Annotated in this window: 25 protein-coding genes and 1 tRNA gene; 17 read left to right on the forward strand and 9 right to left on the reverse strand. The window is 61.7% G+C overall.

Features of this window, described 5'->3' with window-relative positions:
• The first annotated feature begins 22 nt into the window (after positions 1-22).
• Both NE852_RS19870 and NE852_RS19875 read left to right on the forward strand, forming a co-directional pair.
• A complete protein-coding gene (locus tag NE852_RS19870; protein WP_037171713.1) occupies positions 23-1,438 on the forward strand; it encodes a lipopolysaccharide biosynthesis protein in 1,416 nt (471 codons plus the stop codon).
• Positions 1,439-2,716, forward strand: coding sequence for a GNAT family N-acetyltransferase (locus NE852_RS19875; protein ID WP_008527648.1), 1,278 nt, complete (start codon positions 1,439-1,441; stop codon positions 2,714-2,716). It begins immediately after the preceding gene.
• Here NE852_RS19875 and NE852_RS19880 read toward each other — a convergent pair.
• On the reverse strand, positions 2,713-4,344 hold the full coding sequence (locus tag NE852_RS19880) for an AMP-binding protein (RefSeq protein WP_008527649.1): 1,632 nt from the start codon (positions 4,342-4,344) through the stop codon (positions 2,713-2,715). The genes NE852_RS19875 and NE852_RS19880 overlap by 4 nt on opposite strands.
• A gap of 217 nt (positions 4,345-4,561) precedes the next feature.
• On the opposite strand from NE852_RS19880, the gene NE852_RS19885 reads away from it, so the two are divergent.
• Complete coding sequence (locus NE852_RS19885) at positions 4,562-5,542, forward strand: aldo/keto reductase (protein WP_008527650.1); 981 nt, start codon at positions 4,562-4,564, stop codon at positions 5,540-5,542.
• 91 nt (positions 5,543-5,633) lie between these two features.
• On the opposite strand, the gene NE852_RS19890 is transcribed toward NE852_RS19885, so the two are convergent.
• Positions 5,634-6,209, reverse strand: coding sequence for a TetR/AcrR family transcriptional regulator (locus NE852_RS19890; protein ID WP_008527651.1), 576 nt, complete (start codon positions 6,207-6,209; stop codon positions 5,634-5,636).
• A 129-nt stretch (positions 6,210-6,338) separates the two neighbouring features.
• Between NE852_RS19890 and NE852_RS19895 the strand changes: the two genes are divergently transcribed.
• Complete coding sequence (locus NE852_RS19895; protein ID WP_008527652.1) at positions 6,339-7,634, forward strand: MFS transporter; 1,296 nt, start codon at positions 6,339-6,341, stop codon at positions 7,632-7,634.
• Positions 7,635-7,758: 124 nt separating this feature from the next.
• Positions 7,759-7,843 (forward strand) — tRNA-Leu (locus NE852_RS19900).
• 95 nt (positions 7,844-7,938) lie between these two features.
• Here NE852_RS19900 and NE852_RS19905 read toward each other — a convergent pair.
• Both NE852_RS19905 and NE852_RS19910 read right to left on the reverse strand, forming a co-directional pair.
• Positions 7,939-8,226: a hypothetical protein gene (locus NE852_RS19905; protein ID WP_008527654.1), complete on the reverse strand. Its 288-nt coding sequence runs from the start codon at positions 8,224-8,226 to the stop codon at positions 7,939-7,941.
• A gap of 168 nt (positions 8,227-8,394) precedes the next feature.
• On the reverse strand, positions 8,395-8,679 hold the full coding sequence (locus tag NE852_RS19910; RefSeq protein WP_008527657.1) for a hypothetical protein: 285 nt from the start codon (positions 8,677-8,679) through the stop codon (positions 8,395-8,397).
• Between the two features lie 171 nt (positions 8,680-8,850).
• On the opposite strand from NE852_RS19910, the gene NE852_RS19915 reads away from it, so the two are divergent.
• Entirely contained in the window at positions 8,851-10,596 is a 1,746-nt protein-coding gene (locus tag NE852_RS19915; RefSeq protein WP_008527658.1) for a cation:proton antiporter, read from the forward strand.
• Between the two features lie 28 nt (positions 10,597-10,624).
• Here the strand turns inward: NE852_RS19915 and NE852_RS19920 are convergent, their stop codons facing one another.
• Positions 10,625-10,915, reverse strand: a complete 291-nt coding sequence (locus tag NE852_RS19920; RefSeq protein ID WP_008527659.1) for a hypothetical protein — start codon at positions 10,913-10,915, stop codon at positions 10,625-10,627.
• Between the two features lie 200 nt (positions 10,916-11,115).
• Here NE852_RS19920 and NE852_RS19925 point away from each other — a divergent pair, with 200 nt between their 5' ends.
• Complete coding sequence (locus tag NE852_RS19925; RefSeq protein WP_008527660.1) at positions 11,116-11,706, forward strand: YqaA family protein; 591 nt, start codon at positions 11,116-11,118, stop codon at positions 11,704-11,706.
• 22 nt (positions 11,707-11,728) lie between these two features.
• Complete coding sequence (locus NE852_RS19930) at positions 11,729-12,244, forward strand: disulfide bond formation protein B (protein WP_008527661.1); 516 nt, start codon at positions 11,729-11,731, stop codon at positions 12,242-12,244.
• A 9-nt stretch (positions 12,245-12,253) separates the two neighbouring features.
• Here the strand turns inward: NE852_RS19930 and NE852_RS19935 are convergent, their stop codons facing one another.
• Both NE852_RS19935 and NE852_RS19940 read right to left on the reverse strand, forming a co-directional pair.
• Positions 12,254-12,811: an HNH endonuclease gene (locus NE852_RS19935; protein WP_004671754.1), complete on the reverse strand. Its 558-nt coding sequence runs from the start codon at positions 12,809-12,811 to the stop codon at positions 12,254-12,256.
• 111 nt (positions 12,812-12,922) lie between these two features.
• Positions 12,923-13,615, reverse strand: coding sequence for a DNA-3-methyladenine glycosylase (locus NE852_RS19940; RefSeq protein WP_037171710.1), 693 nt, complete (start codon positions 13,613-13,615; stop codon positions 12,923-12,925).
• On the opposite strand from NE852_RS19940, the gene gluQRS reads away from it, so the two are divergent.
• The gene (gene gluQRS / locus NE852_RS19945; protein WP_008527668.1) at positions 13,614-14,495 is read left to right on the forward strand and encodes a tRNA glutamyl-Q(34) synthetase GluQRS; all 882 of its coding nucleotides are present in this window, start codon (positions 13,614-13,616) and stop codon (positions 14,493-14,495) included. The genes NE852_RS19940 and gluQRS overlap by 2 nt on opposite strands.
• Here the strand turns inward: gluQRS and NE852_RS19950 are convergent.
• Positions 14,460-15,383, reverse strand: coding sequence for a YihY/virulence factor BrkB family protein (locus tag NE852_RS19950; RefSeq protein WP_008527669.1), 924 nt, complete (start codon positions 15,381-15,383; stop codon positions 14,460-14,462). The genes gluQRS and NE852_RS19950 overlap by 36 nt on opposite strands.
• Positions 15,384-15,459: 76 nt before the next feature.
• On the opposite strand from NE852_RS19950, the gene NE852_RS19955 reads away from it, so the two are divergent.
• From NE852_RS19955 to NE852_RS19985, 7 genes are all read left to right on the forward strand, one after another.
• Positions 15,460-16,293: an SDR family oxidoreductase gene (locus NE852_RS19955; protein ID WP_008527670.1), complete on the forward strand. Its 834-nt coding sequence runs from the start codon at positions 15,460-15,462 to the stop codon at positions 16,291-16,293.
• A 14-nt stretch (positions 16,294-16,307) separates the two neighbouring features.
• Entirely contained in the window at positions 16,308-16,511 is a 204-nt protein-coding gene (locus tag NE852_RS19960; RefSeq protein ID WP_008527671.1) for a twin transmembrane helix small protein, read from the forward strand.
• Between the two features lie 21 nt (positions 16,512-16,532).
• Positions 16,533-17,111 carry a cob(I)yrinic acid a,c-diamide adenosyltransferase gene (locus NE852_RS19965; RefSeq protein WP_008527672.1) on the forward strand — a complete coding sequence of 193 codons (579 nt, stop codon included), beginning with the start codon at positions 16,533-16,535 and terminating at the stop codon, positions 17,109-17,111.
• Positions 17,112-17,143: 32 nt separating this feature from the next.
• The gene (locus NE852_RS19970) at positions 17,144-17,941 is read left to right on the forward strand and encodes a rhomboid family intramembrane serine protease (RefSeq protein WP_008527673.1); all 798 of its coding nucleotides are present in this window, start codon (positions 17,144-17,146) and stop codon (positions 17,939-17,941) included.
• 171 nt (positions 17,942-18,112) lie between these two features.
• Positions 18,113-18,874, forward strand: a complete 762-nt coding sequence (locus NE852_RS19975; protein WP_008532163.1) for an electron transfer flavoprotein subunit beta/FixA family protein — start codon at positions 18,113-18,115, stop codon at positions 18,872-18,874.
• Between the two features lie 24 nt (positions 18,875-18,898).
• Positions 18,899-19,828: an electron transfer flavoprotein subunit alpha/FixB family protein gene (locus tag NE852_RS19980; RefSeq protein ID WP_258155985.1), complete on the forward strand. Its 930-nt coding sequence runs from the start codon at positions 18,899-18,901 to the stop codon at positions 19,826-19,828.
• Between the two features lie 147 nt (positions 19,829-19,975).
• A complete protein-coding gene (locus tag NE852_RS19985; RefSeq protein WP_008527689.1) occupies positions 19,976-20,857 on the forward strand; it encodes a 3-hydroxybutyryl-CoA dehydrogenase in 882 nt (293 codons plus the stop codon).
• 179 nt (positions 20,858-21,036) lie between these two features.
• On the opposite strand, the gene NE852_RS19990 is transcribed toward NE852_RS19985, so the two are convergent.
• On the reverse strand, positions 21,037-21,699 hold the full coding sequence (locus tag NE852_RS19990; protein WP_258155986.1) for a TlpA disulfide reductase family protein: 663 nt from the start codon (positions 21,697-21,699) through the stop codon (positions 21,037-21,039).
• Between the two features lie 26 nt (positions 21,700-21,725).
• Between NE852_RS19990 and argH the strand changes: the two genes are divergently transcribed.
• Positions 21,726-23,129, forward strand: a complete 1,404-nt coding sequence (gene argH, locus NE852_RS19995) for an argininosuccinate lyase (RefSeq protein WP_008527700.1) — start codon at positions 21,726-21,728, stop codon at positions 23,127-23,129.
• Positions 23,130-23,149: the final 20 nt, after the last annotated feature.

Below are 23,149 nucleotides of genomic sequence, written 5' to 3' on the forward strand. Positions count from 1 at the left end.
TTTAGAGTTTTGCGTGTTCATCATGGCAGTCATAGAAACAGCGGAGAAGATGCTGCCCGCGGGCCTGCGCCCGATCGGCAGCCGTACGCTGCGCATGCTTGCAGCCCTGCTCACCGAACGCGGCGAGAAGGCGGCCGCCCAGCGCATGGCGCTGACGGCCTTTTCGATCCGTATTCTCAGCGCCGCTCTCGCCTTCATATCCCAGATCGTGCTCGCCCGGCTGATGGGCGAATATGAATACGGCATCTTCGTCTTCGTCTGGGTGCTGGTCGTCGTCTTCGGCGATCTTTCCTGCCTCGGCTTTCAGACCGCGATCATCCGTTTCCTGCCGCAATACCGGGCGACGGGCGCGTTCGAGGAAATCCGCGGCCTCACCGGCACGGCGCGCATTTTCGCGCTGCTTTCCGGCACAGTGGTGCTTACCGCCGGCATGCTCGGGCTGCATTTCTTCGGCGATATGATCGAGACCTATTACCTCGTCCCGATCTTCCTCGGCCTGTTTGCGATGCCGATGATCGCGCTCGGAGACATTCTGGAAGGCACGTCGCGGGCAAACCACTGGCCGGTGATGGCGCTGAGCCCGGTTTATATCGTCCGCCCGATCCTCATCATCGCCTTCATGCTGATTGCGATAGCCTTCGGCGCCCCGCATACATCAGTCACCGCCATGCAGGCAGCGCTCGCCGCCACCTTCGTCACCGCCGTCGGCCAATACTGTGCCACGCTTTATCGTCTTCGCCGGCATTATGACGAAGGCCCGCGCAAGGTCGATTTCCTCGCCTGGATCAGCGTGGCCTTCCCGATCTTCCTGATTGAAGGCGTGAGCTTCCTGCTCACCAATTCCGATGTCGTCGTCGTCGGCATTTTCCTCGAGCCGCACGATGTCGCGATTTATTTCGCCGCCGCGAAGACGATGGCGCTGGTGCATTTCATCAATTTCTCCGTCAAGGCCGCCGCCGGCCCGCGCTTCTCCTCGATCATTGCCGGGGGCGATCACGCCCAGCTTGCCGCCGCCGCCGCCGACGCCGCCCGCTGGACATTCTGGCCGGCGCTCGGCGTCGGCCTTGCCGTGCTAGCGGCCGGTCACCTGCTGCTGTCGCTCTTCGGCGGCGCCTTTACATCGGGTTATCTGGTGATGGCGATCCTGCTTGTCGGCATCCTCGCCAAGTCGCTGGTCGGCCCAGCCGAAACGCTGCTGATGATGGCCGGCAGACAGAACCTCTGCGTCGCGCTCTATGCCGGCGCATTGACTGCCAATATCGGCCTCAACCTTGCTTTGATCCCACACTACGGCATCGAAGGTACCGCAGTCGCCACAGCCTCGGCCATGGCGGTCGAGGCGATTCTTCTGCATATCGCCGTGCGCCGTACGCTCGGCATTGTGCTCTTCGCCTTCGCCAGCCCCTCCGCCGCAACGCCAGAAATGAGAGTTCGATAGATGGTGCGCCTTCCCCCCGTCACCGAAAGCACCGACAGCATCGCCAATCGGATGGTGCATGATCTCGCCGCATTGAATTTTGAAGCGCCGCAGGCCGAGGCCCGCGCCGAGATCGGCCGGCCAGGGCGCGAGCTCTGCCTCTATCCCGGCAAGCTCGGCTACGAGCTGCAGGAAGAACTCGACTTCCTCTCCAACCGGGCGATGGAACCGAACGTCTTCTTCTCCGGCCGCTTTCTCGCCCCCGCCATGCCGCGGCTCGAAGACCGGCAGGTGAACTTCGCTCTCATCCGTGACCACGGCGCCGGCCGCAGCCGCATGCGCTTCCTCATGCCGTTTTCGGTCGATAAGCCCGGCTTTGCCGTCGGCCCGTCGATCATCCGCGGCTGGTCGAACAGCTTCGGCCCGCTCGGCACGCCTCTCGTCGATAGCGAGGACGCCGCCGAAACCCTCGACAATTTCTTCGAGGGACTGACCATCCAGGATCTCAATCTGCCCGGCACGCTGGTTCTGCCGGATCTGAGATTGAACGGCATTTTCGTGCGCATGGCCAAGGCCGTGGCGCTCAGCCGCAACCTGCCGCTTACCGTGACCAACCCCTACCTGCGCCCGATGCTGCAGAGCGAGGAAGAGGCGCCGGCCTATCTCAACAAGACCGTCTCCTCCTCGCATATGCGCGAGATGCGCCGTCAATGGCGCCTGCTGGAGGAACAGGGAACGGCGGTCTATGCCGTCGCCCGCCAGCCGCGCGAAATCCACGTCCGCTTCGAGGAGTTTCTGGCGATGGAAGCCGGCGGCTGGAAGGGCAAGCGGCGGAGCGCCCTCGTCACCGACCGGTATCACACCGCCTTCGCCCGTGAGGCCGTCTCGAACCTTGCCGCCGTCGATGCCGTGCGCATCCACACGATCGACCTCAATGGCAAGGCAATCGCCGCCGTGGTCGTCCTGATGATGGGCGGCGAGGCCTATACCTGGAAGACCGCCTACGACGAGAACTATGCCCGCTATTCGCCGGGCAAGCTCCTGATGAGCGAACTCACCGAATGGCATCTCGACGACGCCAATATCGTGCGCTCCGATTCCTGCGCCGTCTCCGACCATCCGATCATGAGCCGCTTCTGGCAGGAGCGCGAGGAAATGGGAACGCTGGTGATCGGGCTTACGCAGAACGGCGACCGCGACATGCGCCAGGTCGCAGCCCAGCTTCATATGTATCGCAGCACCCGCAATATGGCGAAGATGCTGCGCGAGAAGATCATGTCGCTTGCGGGGCGAAGCTAACCTTCCGCCGCCGCCTTTTCGCGGAGCAACCGGCGGATCACCTTGCCGGTGGTCGTCAACGGCAGGGACTCGATGAATTCCACCTCGCGCGGATATTCATGCATCGAAAGCCGCATCTTCACCCATTCCCTGATATCGGCGGCCAGCGCCTCGCTTGGGGAATGGCCGGGCGACAGCACGATATAGGCCTTGACGATCTCGGTGCGCACGGCATCGGGCTTGCCGACGGCGGCTGCAAGCTGCACGGCAGGATGGCCGAGCAGGCAATCCTCGATTTCGGCCGGGCCGATACGATATCCCGACGAGGTGATGACGTCGTCGTCGCGGCCTTCGAAGGTGACGTAACCGTCTTCGTCCTGCCGGCCGATGTCGCCGGTGAGCAGCCAGTCCTTGACGAATTTCCTCTCGGTCGCCGCAGCATCGTTCCAATAGCCGAGGAACATGACCGGATCGGGACTGGCGATGGCGATCTGTCCCGGTTCGCCCGCTGGCAATTCCCTGCCCGTCTCATCGACAATCGCGACGCGGTGCCCCGGCACCGCCCGGCCGATCGCGCCGGCCTTGGTCACGCCATATGCACCACTCGACGACAGCACGAAATTGCATTCCGTCTGGCCATAGAATTCGTTGACAGTGATGTCGAGCGCGCGTCGCGCCCACTCGTAAGTCTCACGCCCCAGCGCCTCCCCTGCCGAACCGATGGTGCGCAGCACCAGATCATATTTTGAGCGTGGATCGGCAACGGACCGCATCAGCCGCAACGCCGTCGGCGGAATGAAGGCGTTGCGCACCTTCATCTCGGCCATGATCCGATAGGCCATGTCGGCATCGAATTTCTGCGCCGGCGAAGAGACGACGGGAACGCCGAGCAAAAGGCTCGGCAGCAGGGCGTTGAGCAAGCCGCCCGCCCAGGCCCAGTCCGAGGGCGTCCAGACCTTGTCGCCGGCCTGCGGGAAACCTTCATGGGCAAACTGCATACCCGGGATATGGCCGGGCAAAACACGATGGCCATGCAGCGCGCCTTTGGGCGGCCCCGTCGTGCCCGATGTAAAGATCATCAGCACCGGATCGTCGGGACCTGTTTCGGCGACTTCGAAGATGGAGGGATGAGTATCCACCAGTTCGGCAAAGGCAGATGCGTCGTCATTTTTTCCGTCGATACCGACGACGTGTTTCAGCATCGGCAGGCGGTCGCGGATCTGACGGATGCGCTCTAGGCCGAAGCCATTGGTGACGACGGCCGCCGCACCCGCTGCTTTCAGCCGATATTCCAGCGCCTCGACGCCGAAGAGCAGCGCCAGCGGCAGCGCGATTGCACCCATCTTGTAGATCGCCACATGCGCGATCACCGTCTCGAAGGATTGCGGCAATAGCAGCGCGACGCGGTCCCCGCGTTCGATCCCAAGCGAAACCAGTGCATTTGCGAAAGCCGAGGAATCGTCGGCAAGCGCGCGATAGGTCATCGTGCGGTGATGGCCATCCGGGCTGAAATGCTCGAGACAGACTCGCTCGGGCGCCCGGGCGGCCCAGTCGTCGCTGACCGCGCGGCCGATGTTGAAGTTCTCAGGAATCCGCCACGAGAAATCGCGATAGAGATCGTCGTAGCGATCATGGGGCGGCAGTATCATAGGCAAAATCCAGTGAATGCTGCAGCAGCTAACACCTTGTGCTGCAATTGCGCAAGCGGCCGACGGGACGCGATGACAAGCACTGCTGCAGGTCATCACGGATTGTTGCGCACGTGAGGGAACAAATTCTTCGCCAGGCGCGCTGCGACTTTCGCCGTCCCGCACTAGATCATGGAAAGCGGCAGGGGATCACGGGAATTCATCACGGAGTCGTTTCATGGAATATGTAAAGTTTGGGAAGACCGGCCTCGAAGTGTCGAAAATCTGCCTGGGATGCATGACCTTTGGCGATCCAGGCCGCGGCAACCATGCCTGGAGCCTCAGGGAGGAGGAAAGCCGAACGATCATCAAACAAGCGATCGATCTCGGCATCAATTTCCTCGATACGGCCAATACCTATTCCAACGGTTCTTCCGAGGAGATCGTCGGCCGCGCCATTCGGGATTTCGCCAAGCGCGAGGACATCGTGCTGGCGACCAAGGTGTTCAACCGCATGCGGCCGGGGCCGAACGGCGCCGGCTTGTCGCGCAAGGCGATCTTCGACGAGATCGACAACAGCCTGCGCCGCCTCGGGACCGATTACGTCGACCTCTACCAGATTCACCGCTTCGACTACACGACGCCGATCGAAGAAACGCTCGAAGCGCTGCACGACGTCGTCAAATCAGGCAAGGCGCGCTATATCGGCGCTTCCTCCATGTATGCGTGGCAATTCGCCAAGGCGCTCTATGTCTCCAGGCTGAACGGCTGGACCGAATTCGTCAGCATGCAGGACCACCTGAACCTGCTCTACCGCGAGGAAGAGCGCGAAATGCTGCCGCTGTGCGAGGATCAGAAGATCGCCGTCATTCCCTGGAGCCCGCTCGCCCGCGGCCGCCTCACCCGCGACTGGGACGAGACGACGGCACGCAGCGAAACCGATGAATTCGGCAAGACGCTCTACACGCAGTCCATTGACGCCGACCGCAGGATCGTCGAGGCGGTGGCGCAAATCGCCAAGGCCCGCGGCATATCACGCGCTCAGGTCGCGACCGCCTGGATTCTGCAGAAAAGCACAGTCACCGCCCCGATCATCGGCGCGTCCAAACCGAACCATCTGGCGGACGCCGCCGCGTCTCTCTCGGTCAAGCTGACAACCGAGGAAATCGCCGCACTGGAAGCGCCCTACATCCCCCACGCCGTTGCAGGCTTCAAATAGCCTCCACCCGCTCCGGCTTTCAAATATCGCGTCAAATCCCGCTTCGTCCATGCGGAGAGGGAAATCGAAACCGTACTTTCGGCAAGTGAGATTATGTCCGGCCAGGATCGAGCTGCCGGCGCATTGTCACCAGGAATTGCTCGGCAAGCGCCCTGTCTTCGACCGCGCGGGCAAGGATGACTGCGCCCATCATTGATGAAAGCGTCGTGGCGGCATTGGCGCGACGTTCTCCATCATTTTCGCCGGGAACAATATCGGCGAGCGTGTCGACCAACGCGGAAAGCCCATGGCTGAAAATCTCTCGAACCGCCCCGTGGCTGCGGCTCACCTCCTGGATCAGTGTCGCGAAAACGCAGCTGCCGCCGGGATCGTCGACTGTGCGCCAATGGATATAGTGATCGAGAAGCGCTTGCAGCGGCCGCTCCGGTGAGCTCGCGATATGCTCCTTCCAGCGCTCTTCCACCCTGTCGATGAGCTTGCGGCTGACCTCGAGCGCCAGGTCGTCTTTCGAGCTGAAGTGGCCGTAAAAGCCGCCATGCGTCAGTCCAGCCGCTTTCATGATGTCGGCGACGCCGACACCATCAAAACCGTTCTCGCGAAAAAGCACGCCGGCAACGCTTAGAATCTTCTCACGGTTTTCGGCAAATTTCTCGCGGCTGACCCGCATTGTCGTCTCCAGAAATAGTCGCTTGACAAAATATATGACGTCCATCATCAATAGGCAAGAAATATGATGACCATCATGTAAATTGCTCTCTCCTATCTTCCCGAAGCTGAATTCTAACGGATTGTGCTCATGGTTTCCGCAGCTCTCGCCTCCTCCCTTGCCCGGCGCAACATCCATTACGGCTGGGTCGTCGTTGCCGCCACCTTCCTCACCATGCTGGTGACGGCGGGCGCCATGGGCGCCCCCGGCGTTCTCATCAAGCCGCTCCAGGACGAGTTCGGCTGGGAAACATCGCAGATTTCCTCCGCGCTTGCGATCCGCCTGATCCTTTTCGGTTTCATGGGCCCGTTCGCCGCCGCCTTCATGAACTATTTCGGCGTCCGCAAGGTCATCGTCTTTGCGCTGGCCCTGATCGGCTCAGGCTTTATCGGCTCGCTGTTCATGACCAAGCTTTGGCATCTGCTGGCGCTCTGGGGCATCGTTGTCGGCTTCGGCACCGGCCTGACGGCCATGGTGCTGGCGGCGACGGTCTCCACGCGCTGGTTCGTCAAGCATCGCGGCCTCGTCGTCGGTATGCTTTCGGCAAGCTCTGCGACCGGACAGCTCGTCTTCCTGCCGCTGATGGCGGAACTTACCGAACGCTACGGCTGGCGCGCCACCGTATTCTTCGTCTGTGCAATGATTATGGTAGCCGCCCTTCTCGTCCTCCTCTTCATGCGTGACCGTCCCTCGGACGTGAACCTGCCCTCCCTCGGAGAGACTCACATCGCGCCTGCCCCGGCCGCCACCACACTCGGCGCGGCACTGATGACGCCGATCACCACCCTTCGCGAAATCTCGACGACCTCGACCTTCTGGATCCTCTTCGCCACCTTCTTCATCTGTGGCCTCAGCACCAATGGCCTGATCCAGACCCATTTTGTCACCCTCTGCGGCGATTTCGGCATCGTCCCGGTGGCTGCCGCCAGCGTGCTCGCTGTCATGGGCATCTTCGATTTCTTCGGCACGATCGGCTCCGGCTGGCTGTCCGACAGGTTCGACAATCGCTGGCTGCTGTTCTGGTACTACGGTCTGCGCGGCCTCTCGCTGCTCTATCTGCCCTTCAGCAATTTCAGCTTTTACGGCCTCTCCATCTTCGCCGTCTTCTACGGCCTCGACTGGATCGCCACCGTGCCGCCAACGGTCAAGATCGCCGCCGACCGCTTCGGCCGCGAAAAGGTCGGCCTCGTCTTCGGCTGGGTCTTTGCCGGCCATCAGCTCGGCGCCGCCACCGCCGCCTATGGCGCCGGCCTCTCGCGCACCGAGCTTTCGAGCTACCTGCCAGCCTTCTTCGTCGCGGGCGCCTTCTGCCTGCTGGCATCGATCCTGGCGATTACGCTGAAGAAATCCGGCCTGACCAATCCCGTGCCGGCCGCCGCGCATTGATATTGCAAGCATCCGGCCTCGAAACGAGGCCGGATCTCTCTACCCAATCAGTCTGATAACTTCACTCGCGAGTCTTGCGCGCCGGCGCGCTCGCATGTTAGACAGCCGCCCGTCGGTATCCGTTGCCCCATTGGCGGAATTGGTAGACGCGCTCGACTCAAAATCGAGTTTCGAAAGAAGTGCTGGTTCGACCCCGGCATGGGGCACCAGCCTTCGCTCTGCAGGCCGAAGAGAGCAGCTAAGCGAAGGCAGAGTGGTTCGACAACGCTCCGCTTAGCTGCACATCATCTTCGCAACCAAGAAACTACTTGTTCTTCAACAGCCACATCTTGCCGGCCATGGTGATGCCATAGACGTCCTTTGATGCGTCATCGTCCAAGTGCCGTCTCTCGAGGAAACCCGGCTCGTTCAACTCACCCAGCGTCTTTGCGGTGACCGACTTCACTTTCTGAGGTCGCTCCTTCCACCGGTCGGATTTTGCATAGGTCACCGTCGCGTTCTGGTGCGTCCATTTGTTGGCCGGCTGAGGGTAAAGATCTCCATCCCGCGCGAGTTTGAGTGCGGCGATCTGGGATGGCGTAAGTTCAATCATACTGAAAAATCCTGTGTGGGAGGTGTTTGCGCTGGGAACGCGCTTCTACCAAAGGCGCGCTCATAGCACCTACAAACGATTTCCACCACCACATCGACGTCTCCGCGCCGAAAAGACGAAAACCCGGCTCGCAAGGGAGCCGGGCTTCGTGATTGTCGCCTATCTCGATTAATAGCAGCGACGGACCGTCCTGGTGACTTCACCTTCGTCGGTCTGGCGGGTCACACTGCGGGTTTCGCAGCCGTCGTCGCGGTAGCGGCGGTGATCACGTTCGCGCACGGCGCCGAATGTGATGCCGCGATCACTGATGGTGACGCCGGGCCGGACCCGCTCATGGCGATAATCGTCGCCATAGGAATGCTCCCTGACATAGACGCTGTCGGCGACAGCAGGCGCGGCAAAAGAGCAGGCGGCAAGGGCCGCAACAGTACAGTTCAGGATTATCTTTCGCATCTCATTTCTCCTTCTCCTGATGAAAGGGCAACGTGACAGGACGCAAGTCGTTCCAACATTGGCGACGGGCAAGCATGCGGGGAGCGACAGCCTGATTGTCCAAAATCAACTGTTTAATTTTGCTTGCGCTTCGTACAGAGTGGCGGCCGTTATCACGGGGAAGAAGTAGACGTGCATCAGGAAGTAGGGCTCATCGCAACGGTTGCCGTCAGTTTCGTTTTCGCGGCGGTTCTCGGTTACGGCGCCGATAGGCTTCGGCTGCCGCCGCTCGTCGGCTATCTGATGGCCGGCATCCTGATGGGGCCGTTCACGCCGGGCTTCGTCGCCGATACCGCCCTTGCCGGCCAGCTTGCCGAAATGGGCGTCATCCTTCTGATGTTCGGCGTCGGCCTGCATTTTTCCGCTTCTGACCTGCTCGCCGTACGCGGCATCGCCATACCGGGCGCGATCGGGCGGATTATTCTCGCCACCTTGCTCGGCATCGGTCTCTGCAAGCTATTCGGCTGGAGCTTGGGCGCCGGCATCGTTTTCGGCCTCAGCCTGTCCGTGGCGAGCACCGTCGTTCTCCTGAAGGCGCTCGAGGAGCGCAACCTCGTCAACGCGCCGAGCGGGCGCGTCGCCGTCGGCTGGCTGATCGTCGAGGACCTAGCGATGGTGCTGGCGCTGGTTCTGCTGCCGGCGCTTGCAGAACTTCTGGGCGGCCACGCCGTAGATACGACCCACGGTCTCGGCGACTTGCCGCTGGCGCTGACGATCGCCCTGACGCTGCTGAAGGTGGTCGCCTTCGCAGCGATGGCGATCTTCCTCGGTCCCCGCATCGTCCCCTGGCTGTTGACGATGATCGCCCGCACAGGTTCGCGCGAGCTTTTCACGCTGACGGTTCTGGCGATTGCACTCGGTATCGCCTTTGGCTCCGCGGCAATCTTCGGCGTCTCCTTCGCGCTCGGCGCTTTTTTCGCCGGTGTCGTCATGAGCGAATCCCAGCTCAGCCATAGGGCGGCCGCCGATTCTCTGCCTTTGCAGAACGCCTTTTCCGTGCTGTTCTTCGTCTCCGTCGGCATGCTCTTCGACCCCTCGATCCTGGTGCGCCAGCCGCTGGCCGTGATCGGCGCGCTGGCGCTCATCATCCTCGGCAAGGGCATCATTACCTTCCTCATCGTCATGCTGCTCAGATATCCGATCGGCATGGGACTGACGCTGGCCGGCGGCCTTGCCCAGATTGGCGAATTTTCCTTCATTCTCGCCGGCCTCGGCGTGTCGCTCGGGCTCCTGCCGCAAGAGGGCCAGGATCTGATCCTTGCCGCCGCAATCCTGTCGATCACCCTCAATCCGATCGTGATCTTTTCGACCGACAGCCTGAAGAAATACATGCATTCGAAATGGCCGGTCCTCTGGGAAAATTACGGCAGGCGCAGGCAGAAGAAGCTCGGGAAAGAACTTGAAAAGATCAGGGCGCTCGGCGAGGAGCGCGAACGCCAGCATCAGCTAAAGATGCAGCAGCTGATCGAAACCTTTCCGTTGTTTGCCCAGGTTGACGAGGACGCACAGGAGGAGCTGCTGCTGCTCTTCAAGGCGAAATCCGCACCGCCCGGCGAACGGGTAATCCGCCGCGGCGACCGTGGCGACGGCATGTTTTTCATTTCTTCGGGCGCCGTGGAAGTGCGGCTTGCCAGCGGCGCGATCCGCCTGGAACCGGGCTCCTTCTTCGGCGAAATGGCGCTTCTGACCGGCGGACGGCGCAGCGCCGACGTCATCGCCGTGGACTTCTGTCAATTCGAGGTGCTGGAACGACGCGACTTCAATATGTTCATGTCACGCCATCCCAATCTGCGCGCCATCGTCAGCGAAATGGCCGAGAAACGTACGGAAATGAATGTCCTGCGCCAGCAATGGGAAAAGTCGATGGACCTGTCCTGAAACAAGCAATCATGCCGCTCTGTTTGACTCAAGAGGATACCGGCCAGTAGGCGTCGGAGCGAAAATCCAGCGGGATGGGATCGAGCCGCAATAGCGCCTCGGCGACGAAATCGATCTGCAGCGACATATATTTGAGCGCTGCCGGCATTGGCACGCCGGTCGCAAATTCCCGGACGCGGGAGAGATGGCAGCCGCTTTCGCTGAGCCGCCGGGCGGCCTCCCGCTGCACGTCCTCCGGGCTTGGTCCGCAGCCCGCCCCAGGGCGCTCGTTCGCCAACGCGGCCTGCCCACGGCCGCCCTCGATCACCTTGAATATCATTTTACGCCACCCTGTGTGCCGACCCGAAAAAAGCTTGCCGTAGAATGGCCGATTCGCAATCCCGTGAAATCTTGCGAGAGACCCCGATGCACCGGATCACGAAAATTTTTAAACGGTGGTGACGAGAAGGCAACGGCGAGCATTTACAGCACCGCCTGCGGCCCCTAAAGCTTTTCGCACCGCAACAGGAAGGGAACGGGATGCTCCGCAGACTTTACGACTGGACCATGTCTTTGGCCTCGCGCAAATCGGCTGAAGTCTGGCTCGCCGTCATCGCCTTCGTCGAAAGTTCCGTCTTTCTTGTTCCCGCCGACGTGCTTTTCCTGCCGATGTCGCTTGCCAAGCCGGAACGCTCCTATCGCTACGCTGTGATAGCGACCGTCGCCTCGGTGCTCGGCGGTATCGCCGGCTGGGCGCTCGGCTACTACGCCTATGAGACGGTGGCTCGGCCGATTCTCGAATTCTACGGCAAGCTCGATGCCTTCGAACAGATGAAGGCCTATGTCACCTACGAGACGATCCTGCTGCTGCTCGTCACGTCAGGTCTCGCACATCTGCCGCCGATCAAGATCGTGACCATCCTGTCCGGCGTCATCCACGTCAATCTGGGTCTTTTCATTGTTTCGGCAATCGTTGCGCGCGGCGCACGTTTCCTGTTCCTCGCCTGGCTGCTGCGCAGCTATGGCGAGCCGATCCGGGATTTCATCGAGAAGCGTCTCGGCCAGATCGTCGGCATCGGAGCCGGTGCCGTGATCGTGCTATACGTCGGCTACCGCTCTTTCGCTCACTAGACTCACTTTGCGGAGTTCCGCCATGACTGCCACTTCCTCGCCGCTTGCCCGTCCCGGCTTTGTCTACTCCCTGTTGCTCGCCATCGGCATGGCGGCAATCGTGGGCACGGCGCTCGGTTTCCAATACATCGGCGGCTATATTCCCTGTGCGCTCTGCCTCCTGCAGCGCCAGCCCTATTATTACGCCATTCCGATTGCCATCATTGGCGCGATCTTCTCGCTCGTCGGCCTGCCGAACTGGATCACCCGGGCGCTCATTCTGGCGGCCGGTATCCTGATGCTGGTGACGGCGGGCATGGGCGTCTATCATGCCGGCGTCGAATGGCATTTCTGGCCGGGGCCTGCCACCTGCTCGACGAGCGCAAGCAGCATGACGAGCAATGCCGGCGATCTCCTCACCGAGCTCAATACGATCAAAGGCCCGTCCTGCACCGATGCGGCGCTCCGGGTGCTGGGCCTGTCTTTTGCAGGCTGGAATGTGATCGCAGGAATTCTGCTCGCAGTCTTCGCTTTCGTCGGCGTCCGCAAGTCTGCGTGATCTGATCGATCAGGGCTGCAGTTCTGTATCCCAGTAGAGATAGTCGAGCCAGCTGTCGTGCAGATAGTTCGGCGGGAACAGCCGGCCGTTATTGTGCAGATCCTGCACCGTCGGCTGATAGGGCTTCTGCGCCGGGAACATGCCTGCCTGCTTGGGAAGCTTGCTTCCCTTGCGCAGATTGCAGGGCGAGCAGGCTGCCACGACATTTTCCCAGGTCGTCTCGCCGCCATGGGCGCGCGGGATGACGTGATCGAAGGTCAGATCGTCATGGGCGCCGCAATACTGGCACTCGAACCGGTCACGCAGGAAGACGTTGAACCGGGTGAAAGCGGGATTGCGGGACGGCTGAACGTAAGTCTTGAGGCACACGACACTCGGAAGCCGCATCGAAAAGCTCGGCGAGGAGACCGAATGTTCATACTCTGCGATGATGTTCACACGGTCGAGAAATACCGCCTTGATCGCGTCCTGCCAGGACCATAGCGACAAGGGGTAGTAACTCAGCGGCCGGTAGTCAGCGTTCAGAACGAGCGCCGGCAGGGCCTGTGGGGAGACTGCAATCGTCAAGGGACTCTCCTGATCGATTCGGCATCTGCACCTGTATATTAGGCCGGTTGTTACAGGATTGTGAAGTCCAATAAATTCAGAGGATAAAGGCAATTTGAAGAGTGTGGCCGATCAGCCGACCGGCACCATGTCGCGCCGCATTTTCGCGGCGTAATAGGCCCAGAAAAGCCGGGCCGCGACCGAACGCCACGGGGACCAGGCTTCCGCGAGAAGAGCAAGCGCTTTTGCCTGCGGCCTGGCCGCAAGGCCGAAGGCGACGCCGACAGCGTTCTGCAGCGCGACGTCGCCGGCCGGGAAGACATCGGCATGGCCGCCGCAGAACATCAGATAGACCTCGGCCGTCCATGGGCCGATACCCTTCAGCGCGGTGAGTTCGCCGAGCGCCTCGCCCGGCGGCTTCAGGCAGAGCCCGGAGAGATCGAGGCGGCCGGAGGCGACCGCTTCGGCGATCCGCGCCAGCGTCTCGGCCTTGGCCCGCGACAGGCCGAATTCCCGCCATGCCTCGGGGTGAAGCAGCACGTAGCCTTCGGCGGTCAGCTGTCCGTCCGCCGGCAGCATGCGCCGCCAGATCGCCTCCGCACTGGCGCGCGACACCATCTGCGACACGATGATATGGGCAAGGCCGGCGAAACCCGGCTCGCGCAGCCTGAGCGGAACGGGGCCGGCATCCGCCGCGATCGGCGCAAGGCGCGGATCGAGGCGGAGCAGCGCTTCCAGCCCCTGCCTGACGTCGTCTTCATTGCGGATGATCTGCACATTACCTCGCAGTGGTTCGAAACCCGAATTCGTGGCAGAGGAAAGCATGACCACGAGCGAGCGTCAAAAACCTGTCTTTCGTTTTGCGCCGAGCCCCAACGGACCGTTGCATCTCGGCCACGCGCTCTCGGCCTTGCTGAACCGCGATATGGCAGAGGCCGAGCATGGCCGCCTCCTGCTGCGCATCGAGGATATCGACCTGACGCGCTGCACGCCGGAATTCGAGGCCGGCATCCTGAGCGATCTCGACTGGCTCGGCATCGGTTGGGAAAGCCCGGTGCGACGCCAGTCGGAACATTTTCCCGAATATCAGGCAACACTGCATGCGTTGATCGAACGCGGCCTGGTCTATCCGGCCTTTCTGACGCGCGGCGAGGTGAAGGCACGGGTCGCCGCCTACGAAGCGGCGGGCGAACCCTGGCCGCGCGACCCCGATGGCACCCCGCATTATCCAGCAATCGATCGTGAGCGTCCGGAGAACGAATGGCGGGAAATTCTCGCCTCCGGCAAGAAACACGCCTGGCGGCTCGATATGCGCAAGGCGCTCGATCTGATCGGAGAATTGCTGTTCTGGACGGAAACCGGCGACGGCAGATCAGGTGAAATCGCCGCCGAGCCTGAAGTCTGGGGCGATGTCATCCTGTCGCGGTCGGACGCCCCGTCGAGCTATCATCTTTCCGTGGTCGTCGACGACGCACTGCAGGGCGTCACCCATGTCGTGCGCGGGCTCGATCTCTTCCACGCGACCTCGGTGCACCGGCTGCTGCAGGTGCTGCTCGACCTGCCGCAGCCTCTCTATCACCATCATCGTCTCGTTCTCGACGCGGGCGGCCGCAAGCTTTCGAAGAGCGAAGGCGACAGCGGGCTTGCGGAATTGCGCACTCGGGGCATGTCAGGGGCCGACATTCGCCGCCTTGTCGGGCTCTGATTTCCTCGCGACGCGCTGCCGGCCGACGATTGAAAGTGTATGGGAGAACATCCGGAAGACGCGGAACTTGATCAGCGCCGCATTGACCTCCGCCCCGATGATGAAGATGACGCTGACCATGTAGAGGAAGATCAGCACGATCATGACGGAGGCAAGACCGGCATAGGTTGCCGTGTAATTGGCGAAAGTCGCGAGATAATAGGCAAAGATCAGCGCGCCTGCGAGCCAGAGAAGCAGCGTCAGCAGCACGCCGGGAATGACGTCGAAGACCCGCCTCTTGCCGGCCGGCAGCCAGAGATGCACGACGAGCAGAGCGATCGTCAGCACCACCAGCGTGCCGTAGATGCGCCAGCTGAAGACGATATCGAGCGTATCGGCAAATAGCGGAAACCAGCCGCGCGCATAATCGAGAGCCAGCGGCAAGGCGACCAGCACTAAGCTGATCGCCGCAAAGATAATGACGGCAATCAGCACGTAGCCGAGGCTGGCGAGACGGGTGAAATACCACGGCCGCGTCTCCTGCACCCGGTAGGCGCGGTTGAGCGATATGCGCAGCGCCTCGACCCCATTCGAGGCGAAATAGGCGGCCGCCAGCACCGAGATTGTCAGCAGCCCGCCGCGCGGAATGGTCAGCACCTGCAGCACCTGGTCGGCGAGTGGCTTGGCGATCGCCTCGGGCCATGTATCGAAGATCAGGTGGATGGCGGTCGAAGAAAACTGATCGGCGCCAAGGAAGCTTGCGAGCGCCGTGCCGAAGATCAGGAAGGGGAAAACCGCAAGCAGGCTCGATAGCGCTACATGGCTTGCCATGGCGAAGCCGTCGTCCTCGATCAGGTGGCAGATCGCATCATAGACCACGTCGTAGATCGTGCGCAGCACCTTCGCCATTCCGTCTCCGGCTTTCCAGATTGTATCCTTTGGCCGAATATGGGAAACGAGTCCCATTTTGTACAGGAATCATTCCATGGCGGGAGAGCGCACCATCGTCGTGACCGGATGTTCGTCCGGTATCGGCGCTCATTGCGCGCGGGCGCTGAAAGCCGATGGCTGGCGGGTCTTCGCGACGGTGCGCAAAACGGAAGACCTCGCCGGGCTGGAAGCCGACGGCATCGAAGCCTTCTTGATGGATTACACCCGGGCCGAGACGATTTCCGAGCTGGTCGGCGCGGTTCTGGAGCGCACCGGCGGCCGCATCGACGCGCTCTTCAACAATGGCGCCTACGGCCAGCCGGGCGCCGTAGAGGACCTTTCGACAGCGGCACTGCGCGAACAGTTCGAGGCGAATTTCTTCGGCTGGCACGAATTGACACGGCAGGTTATTCCGCCAATGCGTAACCGAGGCCAGGGGCGGATCGTGCAATGCTCGTCCATCCTCGGCATGGTGCCCTACCGCTATCGCGGCGCCTATATCGCTTCCAAATTTGCACTCGAAGGCCTCAGCATCACGCTCCGGATGGAACTGCAGGGCAGCGGCATCCACGTAAGCCTGATCGAGCCGGGACCGATCGCGACACGTTTCACCGCCAATGCGCTCGTAAAGATCAAGGAACATATCGACCTCGAACAGTCCCCGCACGCGGTTGATTATCAGCGCCAGTTGGCGAGGCTCGAAGGATCAGGACCGGTCAATCGCCATAAGCTCGGCCCGGAAGCGGTCTATTCCGTATTGAAACACGCATTGAACTCGAAAAATCCGAGGCCACATTATCCTGTAACGACTCCGGCTAAACAGGGCATGGTCCTGAAGCGGCTGCTTCCGGCAGATCTCTTCTACCGCCTGATGCGCTGGACGGACTGAGAAAGCTGAATGCCATGTCCACAGTCACCTATATCCTTGCGATCATCGTCATGGGCGCCGTCGCCCTCGTCCTGATCCGCGGCCTCTTCAACATGATGAAGGGCGGCGATGCCAACCTTTCCAACAAGCTGATGCAGCTTCGCGTCCTGCTGCAGGCGATCGCCGTCATCCTGATCATGCTGACGCTCTGGCTGACCGGCGGCGGCCGTCCGACCTAACCGGGCTCAAAAGGGGGAACCGTGGTCAAGCTCAACAAGATCTACACGAAAACAGGCGATGACGGCACGACCGGGCTGGTTTCCGGCCCGCGCCGGACAAAAGACGACCTGCGCGTCGAAGCCTACGGCACGATCGACGAGGCCAATTCGGCGATCGGCCTGGCGCGCCTGCACACAACAGGCCTGCCCGATCTCGACGCCATGCTGATGGCGATCCAGAACGACCTCTTCGACCTCGGCGCCGATCTCGCCACACCCGATACCGGCGAGCCGCCGGCCTACGAGCCGCTCCGGATCGTCGAGACGCAGGTCGATCGCATCGAGCGCGATATCGATCGGTTGAACGCCGGCCTGGAACCGCTGAAATCCTTCATCCTGCCCGGCGGCAGGCCGGCTGCCGCCTATCTGCATCTTGCCCGCACGATCGCACGCCGTGCCGAACGTCTGATGGTGGCGCTTGTCCGCACCGACGGCGAAATCGTCGGCCAGGCGGCGATGAAATATGTCAATCGCCTCTCCGATTTCCTCTTCGTCGCGGCCCGTCACGCAAATGACGGAGGCCAGGCGGATGTGCTTTGGGTTCCGGGAAAAAACAGATAGGCTTGCCGCGATCAGGATCGCCGGGGGGCTTTATGTTCATACCACTTCATGATGCCAATACGCTGAAACATATCAAGGTTCAGTGGGTGACGCTCGCGCTGATCACGCTGAATGTCGCGGTCTGGATTCTGACCAGCCTGGAGAGCGAACAGGCCGCCCAGGCAACGACGGTCGCTCTCGGCTACATCCCGGCGATCGCTTTCGGCCACGCGGTGCTGGCGCAGGGCCTCGAAATCGTGCCGGAGCCGCTGACCTACCTCACCTACGCCTTCGTCCATACCGGCTTCTGGCATCTGGCTTCCAACATGATCTTCCTCTGGGTCTTCGGTGATAATGTCGAGGATGCGATGGGGCATTTGCGCTTCCTGCTCTTCTACTTCGCCTGTGCCGCCGCCGGCGCAATCTGCCACGGGCTACTGGGCACGACCTCGGAAGCGCCGCTGGTCGGCGCATCGGGGGCAATCTCCGGCGTCGTTGCCGCCTATGTCATGCTGCATCCGCGCGTCAGGGTTTGGGTGCTGGTGTTCTTCCGTGTGCCGTTGCCGCTGCCGGCCTTCGTGCCGCTGCTTTTGTGGATTGGCCAACAATTCCTCATGCTGGCGATCGCATCCGCTGGCGACGTTTCCTGGGGCGCTCATGTCGGCGGCATTCTTGCCGGCGCTCTTTTGATCCTCGTCTTGCGCCGGTCCGACGTGCCGCTCTTCGATCGGAAAATCCTGACACCCCGAGCGGTGAGAAACGAGGCCGGCGGCGGCCCCTCCGTCGCGGCCGGCACAGACGAACGAACGGTACAGCGCCTTCGCTGGGGTCGAGGTCGGCAGCGATATTGACGTGAACGTAAACGTTATATATTGCCGGGGCAAATGGCCTGTCAGCGTCATGGAAGCGTTGTGTTTGGAGGAAAAACGCGTATCCATGTCGCCAATCGACAATCGGAGCGGCGCCTAAGCGCGCATTTTCCTAAAAACGCTGAAGCCAGTTTCTCTCGAAGGAAGGACCCCATGAAGATTCTCGTGCCCGTCAAGAGGGTTGTCGACTACAACGTGAAGATCCGGGTTCGTCCGGACGGCACGGGTGTGGAACTTGCCAATGTGAAGATGTCGATGAACCCGTTCGACGAGATCTCGGTGGAAGAGGCGCTGCGGCTGAAGGAAGCCGGCAAGGCCGAGGAGGTGGTGGTCGTCTCGATCGGCCCGGCCAAGGCCGAGGAGACGCTGCGGACGGCGCTGGCCATGGGTGCCGACCGGGCGATCCTCGTCGAGACCGACGATGCTGTCGAGCCGCTCGCCGTCGCCAAGATCCTCAAGGGTGTGGCGGACGCCGAGCAGCCGGGCCTGATCATCGTCGGCAAGCAGGCGATCGATGACGATTCGAACCAGACCGGCCAGATGCTCGCAGCCCTGTTGGGCACGGCCCAGGCCACCTTCGCCTCGAAGATCGAGATCGAAGCTGCTGTCCCTGGGGGCAAGGCGACGGTGACCCGCGAGGTCGATGGCGGCCTGCAGACGATCGAGATCAAGCTGCCGGCGGTGGTGACCACCGATCTCAGGCTCAATGAGCCGCGTTATGCCTCGCTGCCAAACATCATGAAGGCGAAGAAGAAGCCGCTCGACAAGAAGAGCCCGGCTGATTTCGGCGTCGATACGACGCCGCGGCTGAAGGTGCTGAAGACCGAGGAGCCGAGTGGCCGCAAGGCCGGCGTCAAGGTCAAGTCGGTCGCCGAACTGGTCGACAAGCTGAAGAACGAAGCCGGCGTGCTCTAATCAGGCGGAACAGGAGTAAATATCATGACCATTCTTCTTCTGGCCGACCATGACAATGCCAGCCTCTCCGACCAGACCGCCAAGGCGCTGACCGCCGCTTCTCAGATCGGCGGCGATATTCATGTGCTGGTCGCCGGCAAGGCTGCCCAGGCTGCGGCCGATGCGGCGGCCAAGCTTTCCGGTGTGACCAAGGTGCTGCTTGCCGAAAGCGACGAGCTTGCCAACAATCTCGCCGAACCGCTTTCCGATCTGATCGTCTCGCTCGCCGGTTCCTATGACACGATCATCTCGGCTGCGACCTCGGTCGGCAAGAACGTGCTGCCGCGCGTTGCCGCCCTTCTCGACGTCGCCCAGCTCTCCGAGATCATCGAGGTGGTGTCATCCGACACCTTCAAGCGTCCGATCTATGCCGGCAATGCCATCCAGACGGTGCAGGCCAGCGATGCCAGGAAGGTGATCACCGTGCGCACCGCCTCCTTCGCCTCGGCGCCGGCAAACGGTTCGGCCGCCGTCGTGGCGATCCCGGCGATCTCGGATCCGGGCCTGTCGCGGTTCGTCTCCGATGCGCTGTCGGCCTCCGACCGTCCGGAACTGACCTCGGCGAAGGTCATCATCTCGGGCGGCCGCGCCCTCGGCTCTGCCGAGAAGTTCAGGGAAGTCATCCTGCCGGTCGCCGACAAGCTCGGTGCTGCCGTCGGCGCAAGCCGTGCCGCCGTCGATGCTGGTTATGCCCCGAACGACTGGCAGGTCGGCCAGACCGGCAAGGTGGTGGCGCCGCAGCTTTATATCGCCTGCGGCATTTCAGGCGCCATCCAGCATCTGGCCGGCATGAAGGACAGCAAGGTGATCGTCGCCATCAACAAGGACGAGGAGGCACCGATCTTCCAGGTCGCCGACTACGGCCTCGTCGCCGATCTCTTCGACGTCCTGCCCGAACTCGAAAAGGCGCTCTGAGCGGGCCGATTGCCTTTCTTTCGCACTTGCGAATGACTGGAAATTTGTCTCTTATCGGGCTACTACTGCTGCCGGGCGATCCTTCGCCCGGCAGTATTGCTAAATAATGCGGCAGCGCGGGGGCGAATGCCGAGCGGGGGTTTGGAGATGAGTGCGGTGTTGAAGAATATTGGGATTATCGGTGCCGGCCAGATGGGCTGCGGCATCGCGCATGTTTCGGCCGCCGCAGGTTACAGGGTTCACATCTACGATCTGGCGCAGGACCGTATCGAATCCGGCCTTGCCACCATCAACGGCAACCTCGCCCGGCTGGTGACGAACGGCAAGATGACCGATGAGGAACGTAAATCGACCTTGTCGCTCATATCAGGCTCCGCCGACGTCAACGATCTCGCTCCATCCGATCTCGTCATCGAGGCCGCGACTGAGGACGAAAGCGTCAAGCGCAAGATTTATACGCAGGTCTGCCCGGTGCTGAAGCCGGAGGCACTGCTTGCCACCAACACCTCTTCCCTTTCCATCACCCGGCTGGCCGCCGCCACCGACCGCCCCGAACGCTTCATGGGCATACATTTCATGAACCCGGTGCCGGTGATGAAGCTGGTCGAACTGGTGCGCGGCATCGCCACCGACGAGAAGACCTTCTCCGCCGCCAAGGAATTCGTCGGCACGCTGGAAAAGACCGTCACCGTCGCCGAGGATTTCCCGGCCTTCATCGTCAACCGCATCCTGCTGCCGATGATCAACGAGGCGATCTATACGCTCTACGAAGGCGTCGGCACGGTCGATGCCATCGATACGGCGATGAAGCTCGGCGCCAACCATCCGATGGGGCCGCTCCAGCTTGCCGATTTCATCGGTCTCGACACCTGCCTCTCGATCATGCAAGTGCTGCATGACGGCTTGGCAGATTCGAAATATCGCCCCTGCCCGCTGCTGGTGAAATATGTCGAAGCCGGCTGGCTCGGACGCAAATCCGGCCGCGGCTTCTATGATTATCGCGGCGAAGTGCCGGTCCCGACGCGGTAAGTAGGCCATCCCTAGAAAGGGCGAGTGGAACAAACGCTCGCGAAATGCTTTCCTTGCCGTGAAGGGGAGGAAATGCCATGTCGACCGAAACGCCCATGTTCCTGCTGCAATGCTGCGTCCTTATCGGAATTGCGGGAGTGTTCCTCATCAGAGGGGACGGAGACTCCTAATCGACCTTCTTACGACCCGATCGCACCCTTGATCAGCGCCTTGGCATCCTCGCTGTCCCAGGCGGCGGGACCGTTCATGGCGGAGATCAAGCATCCCTTGTCGTCAAGCAGCAGCGTGACCGGAAGACCGAACGCCAAGCCTTCCTTCTTCAGGCTGTTGAAGACACCGATCGTATTGTCGCGGTAAAGCTGCAGCGCATCGACGCCGATTTCGCTGAGGAAGGCCTTCGGCTTCTCATCGTCGCCGGTATCGATATTGACCGGCACGACCTGGAACCTGTCGCTTCCCATATTCTTTTCCAGCGCGTTCAGGGCCGGCATCTCCTCGCGGCAGGGCACGCACCAGGTGGCCCAGAGATTGAGAAGCACGGTCTTGCCGGCAAAATGGTCGAGCGACAACGGCTTGCCGTCCGGGCCATTGAAGGAGACCGCAGTCAGCTTGCGTGGCTCGGTGGCGGCAACCATGGCGGCAACCTGCCCTTTCATCAGCGGCGTCAGATTGGCGGCTCGCTCCTTCGTCAGCGGGCATTCGGCCGAGGCGCTATCGCTGATACCATTGCCAATCCCCGTCTCCTTCACGTATACCGCTGCCGCACCGGCAACGACGCCTGCAACGGCGGCGATTGCGATCAGTTTTACGGACGGCAGGCCGAAGGGTTTTTTCGTCGTCATTTCATTCTCCAGGACGGGCATTTTCCATGGCCGAGAACAATACGGACACCAAATCCTCCAACCAGATGTGGGGTGGGCGCTTCGCCTCCGGCCCGGACGCGATCATGGAGGAGATAAATGCCTCGATCGGTTTCGACAAGAAGCTATTCGCCCAGGATATCCGAGGTTCGGTCGCCCACGCGACGATGCTCGCCCATCAGGGGATCATTTCGGCCGAAGATAAGGACAAGATCGTTCACGGGCTAAACACGATCCTGTCAGAAATCGAAAGCGGCAACTTCGAATTTTCGCGGCAGCTCGAAGACATCCACATGAATGTCGAAGCACGCCTGGCGACGCTGATCGGTCCCGCCGCCGGCCGGCTGCATACCGCCCGCTCGCGCAACGACCAGGTGGCGCTCGACTTCCGGCTCTGGGTGAAGGAAGAGCTGCAGAAGACCGAACGGATGCTGACCGACCTGATCGCCGCCTTCCTCGACCGCGCCGAGGAACATGCCGAAAGTGTCATGCCGGGCTTTACTCATCTGCAGACCGCCCAGCCCGTCACCTTCGGCCATCATTGCATGGCCTATGTCGAGATGTTCGGCCGCGACCGTTCGCGCGTGCGCCACGCCATCGAGCATCTGGACGAAAGCCCGATCGGTGCCGCCGCCCTTGCCGGCACCGGCTATCCCATCGACCGCCATATGACCGCCAAGGCACTTGGCTTCCGCGAGCCGACCCGCAATTCGATCGATACGGTCTCCGACCGCGATTTCGCCATCGAGTTTCTGTCGATCGCGGCGATCGCGGGCATGCACCTGTCGCGTCTTGCCGAGGAGATCGTCATCTGGTCGACCCCACAATTCGGTTTCGTGCGCCTCTCCGACGCGTTTTCGACCGGTTCGTCGATCATGCCGCAGAAGAAGAACCCTGACGCGGCCGAACTGGTGCGCGCCAAGACCGGCCGCATCAACGGCTCGCTGGTGGCGCTGCTGACGATCATGAAGGGCTTGCCGCTCGCCTATTCCAAGGACATGCAGGAAGACAAGGAACAGGTCTTCGACGCCGCCGAGAGCCTGGAACTGGCGATCGCCGCCATGACCGGCATGGTGCGCGACATGACCGTCAACACCGCGCGGATGAAGGCGGCCGCCGGCTCCGGCTATTCGACGGCGACCGATCTTGCCGACTGGCTGGTGCGCGAAGCGGGCCTGCCTTTCCGTGATGCCCATCACGTCACCGGCCGCGCCGTCGCGCTTGCCGAAAGCAAGGGCTGCGATCTCTCGGAGTTGTCGCTATCCGACCTGCAGGCGATTCATGCCGATATCACCGACAAGGTCTACGACGTGCTGACCGTGGAGGCCTCGGTCGCCAGCCGCAAGAGCTTCGGCGGCACGGCGCCCTCCGAAGTACGCAAGCAGATCGCCTTCTGGCGCGCCCGCAATTGAGAGATATCGGGCGGGTGAAA

It is taken from the genome of Rhizobium sp. Pop5 (assembly GCF_024721175.1).
In the GTDB taxonomy this organism is placed as follows: Bacteria; Pseudomonadota; Alphaproteobacteria; order Rhizobiales; family Rhizobiaceae; genus Rhizobium.